Below are 10,748 nucleotides of genomic sequence, written 5' to 3'. Positions count from 1 at the left end.
ATAGCAATGAGTAGCATGATTTTTTTAGTGGTTTTTTTGTGCTTAAAAACACCCCATGCCTTTATTATTCTATGACAGATTTGATATAATTAAAGTATATAAAAATTGCTAAATTAGGGTTCTTTATGAAAAAAATAATTTTATTTCTGATGATGTTTCCATTTTGTAGCGTAAAAGCAGATCAAGCTGTAGATCAAGAGATTTGCGCATTGCTTTCTTATGGATATGGCGATAATCCAGAAAATGCAAGAAGGGGATATTTTGACATAGCTCCTTATGGATATGGTAATAACTGCTATGTTCCAACCTTTACCCTTGATTCGCTGTGGAGCTCTATTTTCAAGCATGAAAGCTATGTTGCAGATTTACAGGCTGTTTTTAATAAATCATTAAAAAACAAAAACTTTGTGGCAATTGGGCACTCTCGTGGAGCCGAAATGTTAATTCATTTTATGGGTGCACATAATCCAGAAAAATTAGAGGCTGTTGTTTTAATGGCTACGCCAGTTTCTGTTGGAGCTGTAGTAAAAGGAAAATTTTTTGGCAATCCTAAAAAAGTTCCAGAAAAAACTTTAAAATCTATTAAAAAGATAAAAAATAAAAATTTGCCGATTATATTATTTCATCAGCAAAACGATCAGCTTATTACCTTGGCGCATTCTAAGTGCCTTCTCAAAGCGTTTAGAGCTCAAGGATTTAAAAACATCTCGCTCATTGTTTTAAATAGCGGTGGACACAACGACATCATGGATAATTATGGTTATAAATCACTTCAGGCATTTTACAAAGAATATAAATTACCATATGACGCCTTGGTCTTACAAAGCTAGGCGCAAAATCAGTTTTTGGGTGTTTTTATGTTCAATAAAATAAAGGTAAAATTAGTTTTCTTCCTGTTCAAAACAAGCACCATTTTTTTCAAGAAGAATGTTTTTGCCTACAGATAATGTTATTCAGATTTAGCTTAAGATTAATGGAAAGTCCATTGGTCATAGCGGATATCGAACACTGCTTTGGCATTTGCCAAGCATGATCAAACTTGTTGAAAGCTCTATGTCTTGTGCTAGCGATAAGCATGTTTATATAGATTTTAAAGAGACGGCTTAGTTGTTGTTGACTTTTATGTCACAGGATCTATTAATTTAAGTGAGGAATCATTAATTTAATAAAAAGAGGTGGTATGAATATAAAATACAAATTTATTATGGCTCTGTTTATTTTAAATGGCATTTCTATGGCCAGCGAAGTGGGCAGAAATGACGGTGGGGAATACTGCGATCGTGCATATCGATCCAATGGTGGTGGGATCTATCAAGGTGTCTATGGTGCTGATCTAAGCACAACAAAGGATGCAAGCGTCTATTCATTTCAAGACGACCAAAATCAAGCATCGTTTTTTCAAGGAGATATGAATTTTGAAGAGATTAAAAATTTTTTTCCAATTCTTACAAAAACCGTTCATGGTTATCCTTTAATTTATTTCGATTCAGGCTCTACTGCACAAATGCCAGCAGAGGTTCTTAATTCCATAGTTAATTATTATCAAGATTATAAATCTAACGTCGGTCGTGGGCAGTATGAGTTTGCAGAGTTATCAACGCTTATGTTTGAAAAATCTCGAGCAAAGGTTGCACGGTTTATTGGTGCAAAGCCACAGGAAATTGTTTTTACGTCTGGAGCTACAGCAAGTATTAATTTAGTTGTTCACGTTTGGGCAAAACAACACATTGGCATGGGCGATGAAATTTTAGTTTCAGAAGTTGAGCACAATGCAAACTTTATTCCGTGGAGGCAGCTTGCGCTCGCAAATGGTGCGGTTTTAAAAGTTGTTCCAGTCGCGGATCGTGGCATTATCGATATCGAAGTTTTAAAAACATATCTTTCAGATAAAACAAAATTAGTAGCTATCACGCATCAATCAAATATTTTGGGAACAACCAATAATATTGAAGAAATTGTCGCAGCAAGTCATGAAGTCGGGGCAAAGGTGTTAGTTGATGCTGCTCAATCTGTTGTGCATCAAAGAATTGACGTTGCTAAAATGCAATGTGATTTTTTATCATTTTCGGGGCATAAATTGTTTGGTCCTACGGGGGTTGGAGTCTGTTTTATTAAACAAGATTTGTTTGAAGAGTGTGCTTTGCAAAATTTTGGAGGTGGCATCGCGACTCATGTTTCACAAAATAATATAGTATTTAAAGATTTTCCACATTGTCTGGAGCCAGGAACTCAGCCGATTGCTCAAGTAATTGGTCTTGGCGCAGCAGTAGATTTCATGATGGAGCATGTTAATTTTGATCAGGTGCAACATCATGAGACTCAGCTTGTTTTAAAGCTTGCAAAAGCTCTTGAGCAGATGCCAGGAATTAGGCTGGTGAGCATAGTTCCAAAAGAAGGTGAGCATTCAAACATGGTGACGTTTATTTCAGATAAATTCCACGCCTATGACATTGCAGAATATTTAGATAAATATGGAATTGCTGTTCGCTCTGGCGTTCACTGTGTTCAGCCATACCATGATAAGCTTGGCGGAAATTACTCCACCAGGGTAAGCTTTTCTATGTATAATGATGCTAGCCAAGTTGATTTTTTGATTGAGTGCTTGCAGGCACTACTATCTCTGTAGAAAAATCCTATAAATTATAAAAACTTCTGTAATAGATCAATGGAGATATATGAAAAATAAAATAATAATGTTGTTGCTAGCTACGAATTTCATTCTAGTATCGATTCATAATGAAAATATTATACCTGCTCATGAGCTGATAGGAAGCTTTGAAGATATGGTACATCGTTCAAAATTAGTTAACAGTCAGACGCCTTTTCCAGAGCCTAGAAACAATGATATTTTTTGTATTGCTGGTTCAGATGACAGTAAAAAAATTACAATCGTAAATCAAGCAAGGTCGGTATATATTATTTTGCACAGTAAGGTTCTTTCTTTAATAGATGCATTTTTAGCATATAAAAAAATACACGGCAGCTCTGTTGAAAAAAATCTATATAAAAATTTAACGACACAGTCGTTTATTGATCGATTGATTTCTAAAAGACCGTTAATGTTTATGCTTGAAACGGATAGATATATTTTGAGAAGTGGAAAAAAGGGCTATGGTGGCTTTGAGGCTATTGGAACAGAAAATGAGCAAAAGCCACTGGTTTTGCAAGATTATCTTTCATATGACGAAATTCAGATTTCAGCATTGCTTGGAGTTTCTACGCCAACATATTTTATAAATAACGGATCTCGTGATAATTCTGCTTTGGTTGGTTCTGTTGGAACTTATCAAGAGTCAGGGGTTTACGTTGGACTGGTTGGAGCTCGATTTGAAAAGCCAGCGCTTATGGAATGGCAACATATGATTATTACGCCAGCGCAAAGCAAAGAAGAGCAAACCTTGCCTAAGGCAAAAGAAACGGGCATAGACAAGCTTTTAAATTGGCTTAAAAGCTTTTATGAAAAAAAGAAAATTTCTAAGCAAGATAATAAATTATTGCAGATTTGGCAGGATTTTTATGGTGAAAAGTTTCAAACTTTTGATTGCGTAAAAAATGATATAAGCGGTAGGTATATTCGAATTGATGATAATACTTTTTTAGATAGTTTGATCTATAAAAAGCGGATGAGAATTGTTATAGAGCCATTTTTGGTTGATGCAAATATCAGAGGCAAGAATATTGGCAAAAAGGTTTATTGTCATGTTGTTGGCCTTGGGCTTGGAGTTTGGCAAATATCTGCCGAACAATCAAAATTGATGCTAGAAGTGTATGGTGAACTTTTAAGTGGCCGTGGCTTTCCTTTTATTTCAGACATTGATTTTAGTTATTTCCCAAGCGATTGTAAGTACTGTTCGCGAGTCGGTCATTTGGGAACTTTTAATGCTTTTGGTAATAATATAAAAATGCACTTTTCAAAACGAAATCCAGCAGATAGGTTAATTGGCCAGGACGCAGATAAGTTGCTTGTTGCAATGTATGCTTGGGATGGCAATTCCTATCCAGGTAATGAATATTGGGCTGGGATGCTTACAGCATCTGGCGATCCAGCGGCCGCCTGCTGCTCAACTATTTCTCAGCTGCAAAATCCTTTGATTAATAAGAATCTAAGTTCTGATTTTATGCTTGTTGTGTAAAAACTCAATAAAAAAGCCGCTTGTAAAAAGCGGCTTTTTTATTGAGTTTTATTTTTGCAGGATTATCTTTTTGGTTCATCAGCTCTTGCAAATGCAATTGCTATCATTTCTTGAATGGTTTTTTCTGACATTGGCCCTTGTTGAAAACTTGCCTTAGCTAGTCGTTCAATATCGTTATCTTTTTCTTCTAATAGCTTTGTAGCAAGTTGACAGTATTCCTGTAGTTTTTGATTTTCTTCTATTGCTTTTTGTAGTTTGAATTTACGCTGCAAGGCTAAAACAGAAATGTAAAACAAATCTTTTTGGGTCTCTTGCAAAGATATTTGCTTTGGTGGCGCGTACATCAAAGCAGTCGATATCAATAATACAAAGCTTAAACAAGATTTTCTTGCTACAGAAATCATAGTTTCTTCCTTATTTTGGGTTAGCTGGCGCTATTTGCGCACTTGAAGCTTTTAAAAATGAAGGAATGAATGCTTTTGGGTTATTGAAAAGTTCAGCCATTAAGTTTTTACACGGATTAACTATTTTGCCAGTAATTGGTTTTGAAACGTTGTTTTTGCAGCAATCAGTGTTAGAAAATAAGTAAGCAGATATTGCAAAAAGAGTTGCTCCAAAAAAAACTCTTTCGCGTTTGATTTGTTGTTGGCGTGCTTGTCTATCGTGATTTGCTTGTAGCGTGTAAGCAAACTCTTTTAGGCTTAAAGCTTGGGATACGGCATCGTCAAGGTTTTTTTGAGTGAATTGTTCTGGTCGCTCAGTTAATTTTTTAGCCACGGCATTATCAATATCTTCTTGCGTAAATAATAATTTATTTGGCTCTGCGTTTTTTAATTGATTTGGTCGACTAGTTGGTACGGCAACTCTTTTAGGTAAATTTTTAAAAAGCTCCAAATCGTGTTGAGCTTTTAATCCTTGACGAGCTCGATCAGCTTCAAGATTGTAATCTTCTGGCTGCAAAGATTCACATGCGACGATAGCAGCAGTAATAATTGTTTGTAGCTGTTCTTCTTGAGCAGCTCTGTCTGCAGCATCAACGCATGGAAAAAAAGTTTTTTCTCTTGGCGAATTTTCTTTGCTAGATGGTTGGCTGTTTTGACTTGTAAGAGTAAGTGATGAAATTTGCAGTATTGAAAAGACTATAAAAAGTTGTTTTTTTAAAGAGACCATTTTTTTCCTCAAAAAGGATTGCGGTTAAATAAATTATTGATGTCAGTATAAATTTTTTTTATTGAAAGTCATTGTTTTTAAAGGCTTATTTTTTTTGGCAGTAAGTTAATTTGCTATAGCAAAAGCTGAGTCTTTTGTGTAAAACCTAGAGTTTTTGCGTTCAACTAAGTATAATTTATACATGATATAAATTTTGAAACCGTATTATAAATCATATCGAAAGAAAAATATGAATAATTTTTTCTCAAATAGTTTATTTTTCAAGTCGTCTGTCCTTGCTGGGCGTGAATTAAAAAGTAAGCCAGGTTTTTGGGCTCTTTTGTATGCAAAATTTTTCTTTGCTGCAATGGGAGCGTCTATTTTATTAATTATTGGATCTATCTTAGGCCTAGCGGGCTTATTAGGATTATCTAAGGCTTTTGCGGTTGGATTTCCGAGTATATCGCCGCTATTTTTAGTTGAACTAGCTTCTTTTGTCAGACAAGGTGGAGCTATGGTTTATGTATCACTTGGGCTGATCCTAGCTCTGAGTATTCTTTTTCTCTCGGCTTTTTTATATGGGATGTTAAATTTTTCTGTAATCTTTTTTGCTAATTCATTAGACGCTGCGCGTGGCAATGCTCCGCGTGGAATGGTTAGAACGCCACATGTTTTTAGATTTTTCCCATTATTTGTTTTTGGTTTTCTTTTGGGATGGCCATATACTTTTGCGGCTGATTCGACGCTGAGATTTATTATTCCTCTTATGTTTTTTATGAAATACTACATTTTTTATAGCAGAACTATTTTTGCATATGGATTTATGCTTGATGGTTCATCATTTATTCAAGCTTTAAAACAAAGCTGGTCGGCAACATCAAATAAAGGCTTTCAAATGTGTTTGTTTGGTTTGTTTTATCTTTTAATAGATAGCATGGCAAAGGTGAATAGTTTGATGGTTGGCTATGGCGTAGCAGCAATAATTGTTGGATTAATTGTCTTTACTTCTATCGCAGCAATATCACATCTTTTTTATTGCTTGATGTTTGCATACAGCTACATTTCACTCAAAGAAGAATCGAAAAATTAAGGCACAATTAAAATGATTAGAAAATTACTAGCATTGATTAACATTGCACTTGGATTATTTTTAATTTTTATCGTTGGAGGTAAGTTTTTACTTCAAGCGGTAAGCGTTATTGTAGGGTTTGTTTTTTTATTTAGAGGGATTTCGATGCTTACGATGGCTCGAATGGCATCTAGATTTCAAGCAAATTTTTTCAATAACGATAGGTTTGATCAGTAAAAATATTTATTATTTAGGCTTTTAAAAAAGGAGAGTCTGTATGAAATTTTTTCTAGTAAAAGATTCAAGCAATTTTGCATGGAGCTGCTTAAAAAACAACCTTGATGGTTGGTTTATGCTTTCTTTAAAATCATTTCTCATGATGCTCGTAATGATTGGCGGGCTTATGACTTTTATGCTGTGTACGCTTTTTTTATACGGCTTTATGGGTATTACGCCAGGATTTTTTTTATATGATCCTTCTATTTTTATTCAATTGCTAATCCTTCTGTTTTTTATTGCAGGGATCTATCAAGCACTCGTCCAAATAGTTAGTTACAGCAATGTTCCAATTGCAAATTCTCTTGATGCTGCATACCAAAAACCACTAAGAGGGTTTAATAATCGAGTACAGGTTCGAGCTCTGTTCTTTGTTGGCATTTTTCAATCTATTGTCATTGGGCTTGGCTTTTTAATGCTTATCGTTCCTGGGATTTATTTTGCAGTAAGATTTTCTTTTGCTCGATTAATTATCCTTGATGAGCAATGTGGATCGATGAGCGCTATGAAAAAAAGTTGGGAACTAACCGAGAATAACTTTTCAAATTTATTTCCAGTTTCTGTTTGTACATTTGTTCTTTTGATGTTTCCTATCACAAGGCTTATCAATCTTTTTTTTCCATTCATAGATTTGATGATGTCTTATGTCTATGTTTCTTTAAGGCAAAAGTAAGGTTGGTTGACAGAGCTGATTTTTTTGTTTTAAAGTAAGCATCGTAGGATCAAATTTTTTAATGATAAAAAAAGGAATTATATGTTCAATCAAAAGTTTTCTTTAGAGTCTGCGTATAGCACAGGCGCAAAAACAGTTTTAAATCATATTATATTCTTTGTTGCATCAATGGCTGCTGGCCTGATTGGTTGTGCAGCATATCTAGTAACTCTTGGTATTATCGCTATGAATGTTGGATCTATGAGATATCACATTTTAGCATTGGTAAACATGTTCAAACATGTGTTAGATTCATCAACGGGTCCGTTGCATTATACTGGAACAACAGTTCAAGAATCAGTTAGATCATATTTTTCAGCAGATGTTGCGGGTCAAATCCTTGGTCATGACGTTATTTCAATTGATGTTTCTGGATATGACATTGCGTACATTGCATCATGGTTAATCCCAACAGCGCTTGTGCTAAAATTATTGCTTGATGTAATCACAATTGGTTGGACAAAATTAGCTCTTGATTTAAATAGCAAAAAAGACGTTTCGTTTAAATATATGTATGAATTTTATTACTTAGCTCCAAGAGTGTTTGTTGTAAATTTAATTGTTGGCTTGGCAACAATGGCTGCAGCGTTGGTGTTTTTAGTTCCTGGTATTTTTGTTTATGAACGCTTACGTTTTTCAAAGTATTTCATCATCGATAAAAATCTAAGCATTGTAAAATCTTTACAAGCAAGCTGGGCTTTAACTGAAGGCTCTGTTTTACATTTATTTGGCTTTACTATGATTTCTACTTTGATTAAAAGCTTAAGCAATGTTTTGGTTTTGGGCGCAGTGTTTACTGTTCCTTTGGCTAACCAAGCAGAAGCAAACGTTTATCTTCAGATGAAAAAATAATATATTTTACAATGTTCAAGAATATCAAAAAGGGACGGTTTTTATACCGTCCCTAAATTTTTAAAATATTATTTGTTGGTTTTGTTTTGATCCAACATAATCTCTTTTAAAATGTCTTTCAATTTCTTTGAGTTCCATACTCCACAAAGTTGGTCTTCCATGCGGGCAGCAAAAACGATTTTCTGTTTTTTCAAGCTCATTTAAAATATTGCTCATTTGCTCATGGTTTAAAGTGTCGCCAGCTCTGCAAGCAGCCTTGCATGCTTTTTCAGAAAGTATTTTGTCATGCAGTTTGTTGAACAGTTCGTCCGCTTGTAAGTTGCACTCTTTTATTAAATCCAGGCTGAGATGAATGATTTCTTCAACGCTTTTTGCTTGCATTTGTACTGGAGTAGATTGAATGATTATTTCTGTTTGACTAAAAGGTTCAAGCAAAATTCCATGCTTTTCAAAAAGCGATAGATGCGCCTCAAGCTGTTGGATGTCATGAGTAGTCAGTTTGACTATGTGCGGGAATAAAAGTTGTACCGTCGTTGCTTTAATGTCAGCATTTTTTTTAAAGCGCTCATATAAAATTCTCTCATGAGCAGCGTGCTGATCAACTAAAATAAGCTGCTGTTCTTTTTCAATCATGATATAGGTTTTTTTAAATTGCCCTACGATTGAAAATGGTTCTTGCTCATAAATAAAATCATTTTTTAGCAGTTTTTCTGGTCTTGAAACTGAAAGCGCTTGCTTTGCTTGCTCTATAAAACTTACTGGATGGAAAAAGGGTGTGGCGCCAAGCTTTTGAAAGCTTGTATGAAATTGTGTTGGTGGCTGATAAGCAAAAGGTTGTTTTGCTTGAGCTATTTCTGGATTGTCCCAAATAATGTTTTCAGATTGTGGCAAAATAGAGTTTGTTGAAAATGAAAAATTATTTTCTGCCAAAACAGGTTTGGAGCTTAAATTTTTATTTAAAGAGTCGCTTAGTGTTTGTTTAACTATTTCTTCTACCGCCCTTTGCACAATTCCTGGATGTAAAAATTTAACCTCTTCTTTTTTAGGGTGAACGTTGATATCAACTTGAGTTGGATCAATATCAATAAATAAAAAAGCAGCAGGATATTTTTGGGCAGGCAAAACTCCATCATATCCTTTGATAAGGCCTTTGGTGATTTCGATATTTTTAACCCAGCGATTATTTATAAATATAAAAATTTGTCCACGATTAAACCTATAATAATGTGGCGTTGAAATTGCACCAGAAATTGAAATGTTTTTAATTATTGTTGGGTCAATGGTTAAAAGTTGCTCGCTGAGGTTTCCGCTCCAGAGCTGTGCACATCTAACTTTGATGTCGGTAGTTGGGGGGCAGTTGTAAGACATGTGTCCGTTGTGAAATAATTTAAAATGTATGTTTGGTTTTCTCAGGCAAAACGCTTGAAAAATAGAAACAACCAAATTCCATTCAGTATCATCACTTTTTAAAAATTTTTTTCGTGCAGGAATATTGTCAAAAAGGTTTGTGATAGAAATTGTTGTCCCTGTTGGATGTGAGGCGAAATCATCAACAATTATTTTTGAGTCTTGTAAAATCAGATGGCTGGCGCTTTTTTGATCATCTATTTTAGTTGTGAGCTCGACGCGACTGACAGAGGCTATACTTGAAAGAGCTTCGCCTCGAAAGCCATACGTTGTAACTGTTTCTAAATCATGAACTGTAGATATTTTGCTTGTGGCGTGATGAGCAAAGCAAAGTTTTGCATCTTCTGGTGACATGCCAGATCCATCATCTGTGATTATTATTTCGTCTTTGCCTGCAGCTCGAGTTTGAATGATGATTGTATTGGATTGAGCATCTATGCTGTTTTCAATCAATTCTTTTATTATGTGTGCTGGTCGCTCAACTACTTCACCAGCGGCAATTTTAATGGCTTCTTGTGGATCTAAAAATTTAATTGTTTGTGCCATGGTTTACTTTCTAAGCTGTTAAAAATATTACACTTTTAATCGTACCAATTATTTTTCAAAACAAGAATTAAATGTTTGCCAGAGCTAATTAAAATAGCCCGCCACTTATAAAGTTTGCGGGCTATAAGAATATTTAGGTGTGTGGATTAACAGTTCATATAAAAAAATAACGCTGCCAAAAATATAATTGTTCCGGCACGCTGCCAAAAATATAATTGTTCCGGCTACGTCAACAATATATATTAATAAGTCGAAATCATTTTCAATTTTATTGAAATTATGCCACTGAATAATAAATTTTACTGTTATTACACCCAGCGCTGTTGCAATCCATGTGTTCATATTCTGATTCATAATTTATGTCCTAAAATATGAACTTTTATATAATAAGATATAGCGACCGCAATCATTGCCATCGCATACAGCATATACCATGTGTACATTATAAATCCTTGTTATTTAATTTTATCTTCTGTTGAGGCAGTTTGCGTGGCAAATTTTGTAAGCTCATGTAATGTTTGTTTAGATTTTCCCGAGATATCTTCATAGCTTTGTAAAATCGTTTTTGGTTCTGGTAAAACATTATTGGATAAAGCATCGAGTG

The 10,748-nt window shown here is 34.6% G+C and carries 11 protein-coding genes; 7 read left to right on the top strand and 4 right to left on the bottom strand.

Annotated features, from left to right (window positions below; all coding sequences use genetic code 11):
* Window positions 1-125: 125 nt before the first annotated feature.
* From NTU89_02915 to NTU89_02905, 3 genes are all read left to right on the top strand, one after another.
* On the top strand, window positions 126-830 hold the full coding sequence (locus tag NTU89_02915; protein MCX5923496.1) for an alpha/beta hydrolase: 705 nt from the start codon (window positions 126-128) through the stop codon (window positions 828-830).
* 350 nt (window positions 831-1,180) lie between these two features.
* On the top strand, window positions 1,181-2,626 hold the full coding sequence (locus NTU89_02910; protein MCX5923495.1) for an aminotransferase class V-fold PLP-dependent enzyme: 1,446 nt from the start codon (window positions 1,181-1,183) through the stop codon (window positions 2,624-2,626).
* 49 nt (window positions 2,627-2,675) lie between these two features.
* Window positions 2,676-4,133: a DUF4804 domain-containing protein gene (locus NTU89_02905; protein ID MCX5923494.1), complete on the top strand. Its 1,458-nt coding sequence runs from the start codon at window positions 2,676-2,678 to the stop codon at window positions 4,131-4,133.
* Window positions 4,134-4,195: 62 nt separating this feature from the next.
* Here the strand turns inward: NTU89_02905 and NTU89_02900 are convergent, their stop codons facing one another.
* Both NTU89_02900 and NTU89_02895 read right to left on the bottom strand, forming a co-directional pair.
* Window positions 4,196-4,537: a hypothetical protein gene (locus tag NTU89_02900; GenBank protein MCX5923493.1), complete on the bottom strand. Its 342-nt coding sequence runs from the start codon at window positions 4,535-4,537 to the stop codon at window positions 4,196-4,198.
* Window positions 4,538-4,547: 10 nt separating this feature from the next.
* Window positions 4,548-5,303 carry a hypothetical protein gene (locus NTU89_02895; protein ID MCX5923492.1) on the bottom strand — a complete coding sequence of 252 codons (756 nt, stop codon included), beginning with the start codon at window positions 5,301-5,303 and terminating at the stop codon, window positions 4,548-4,550.
* Window positions 5,304-5,532: 229 nt separating this feature from the next.
* Between NTU89_02895 and NTU89_02890 the strand changes: the two genes are divergently transcribed.
* From NTU89_02890 to NTU89_02875, 4 genes are all read left to right on the top strand, one after another.
* Entirely contained in the window at window positions 5,533-6,372 is an 840-nt protein-coding gene (locus NTU89_02890) for a hypothetical protein (protein ID MCX5923491.1), read from the top strand.
* A 12-nt stretch (window positions 6,373-6,384) separates the two neighbouring features.
* Window positions 6,385-6,588 carry a hypothetical protein gene (locus NTU89_02885; protein MCX5923490.1) on the top strand — a complete coding sequence of 68 codons (204 nt, stop codon included), beginning with the start codon at window positions 6,385-6,387 and terminating at the stop codon, window positions 6,586-6,588.
* 40 nt (window positions 6,589-6,628) lie between these two features.
* The gene (locus NTU89_02880; protein MCX5923489.1) at window positions 6,629-7,300 is read left to right on the top strand and encodes a YciC family protein; all 672 of its coding nucleotides are present in this window, start codon (window positions 6,629-6,631) and stop codon (window positions 7,298-7,300) included.
* Between the two features lie 81 nt (window positions 7,301-7,381).
* Window positions 7,382-8,191, top strand: coding sequence for a hypothetical protein (locus NTU89_02875; GenBank protein MCX5923488.1), 810 nt, complete (start codon window positions 7,382-7,384; stop codon window positions 8,189-8,191).
* A 60-nt stretch (window positions 8,192-8,251) separates the two neighbouring features.
* Here NTU89_02875 and mutL read toward each other — a convergent pair whose 3' ends face one another.
* Together mutL and NTU89_02865 are read right to left on the bottom strand one after the other, a co-directional pair.
* The gene (gene mutL, locus NTU89_02870) at window positions 8,252-10,144 is read right to left on the bottom strand and encodes a DNA mismatch repair endonuclease MutL (GenBank protein ID MCX5923487.1); all 1,893 of its coding nucleotides are present in this window, start codon (window positions 10,142-10,144) and stop codon (window positions 8,252-8,254) included.
* Window positions 10,145-10,249: 105 nt separating this feature from the next.
* Window positions 10,250-10,498: a hypothetical protein gene (locus NTU89_02865; GenBank protein ID MCX5923486.1), complete on the bottom strand. Its 249-nt coding sequence runs from the start codon at window positions 10,496-10,498 to the stop codon at window positions 10,250-10,252.
* Window positions 10,499-10,748: the final 250 nt, after the last annotated feature.

This window comes from Candidatus Dependentiae bacterium (assembly GCA_026389065.1).
In the GTDB taxonomy this organism is placed as follows: domain Bacteria; phylum Babelota; class Babeliae; order Babelales; family Chromulinivoraceae; genus JACPFN01.
The sequence above is the reverse complement of the archived record's forward strand: the minus strand, read 5'-3'. Positions and strand labels throughout refer to the sequence as shown.

What these genes read in the sequence shown, in the direction of transcription:
- mutL (MCX5923487.1), bottom strand. Translation starts at nt 10,144, where the DNA reads ATGGCACAAACAATTAAATTTTTAGATCCACAAGAAGCCATTAAAATT.
- NTU89_02875 (MCX5923488.1), top strand. Translation starts at nt 7,382, where the DNA reads ATGTTCAATCAAAAGTTTTCTTTAGAGTCTGCGTATAGCACAGGCGCA.
- NTU89_02905 (MCX5923494.1), top strand. Translation starts at nt 2,676, where the DNA reads ATGAAAAATAAAATAATAATGTTGTTGCTAGCTACGAATTTCATTCTA.
- NTU89_02890 (MCX5923491.1), top strand. Translation starts at nt 5,533, where the DNA reads ATGAATAATTTTTTCTCAAATAGTTTATTTTTCAAGTCGTCTGTCCTT.
- NTU89_02910 (MCX5923495.1), top strand. Translation starts at nt 1,181, where the DNA reads ATGAATATAAAATACAAATTTATTATGGCTCTGTTTATTTTAAATGGC.
- NTU89_02885 (MCX5923490.1), top strand. Translation starts at nt 6,385, where the DNA reads ATGATTAGAAAATTACTAGCATTGATTAACATTGCACTTGGATTATTT.
- NTU89_02900 (MCX5923493.1), bottom strand. Translation starts at nt 4,537, where the DNA reads ATGATTTCTGTAGCAAGAAAATCTTGTTTAAGCTTTGTATTATTGATA.
- NTU89_02865 (MCX5923486.1), bottom strand. Translation starts at nt 10,498, where the DNA reads ATGAATCAGAATATGAACACATGGATTGCAACAGCGCTGGGTGTAATA.
- NTU89_02915 (MCX5923496.1), top strand. Translation starts at nt 126, where the DNA reads ATGAAAAAAATAATTTTATTTCTGATGATGTTTCCATTTTGTAGCGTA.
- NTU89_02895 (MCX5923492.1), bottom strand. Translation starts at nt 5,303, where the DNA reads ATGGTCTCTTTAAAAAAACAACTTTTTATAGTCTTTTCAATACTGCAA.
- NTU89_02880 (MCX5923489.1), top strand. Translation starts at nt 6,629, where the DNA reads ATGAAATTTTTTCTAGTAAAAGATTCAAGCAATTTTGCATGGAGCTGC.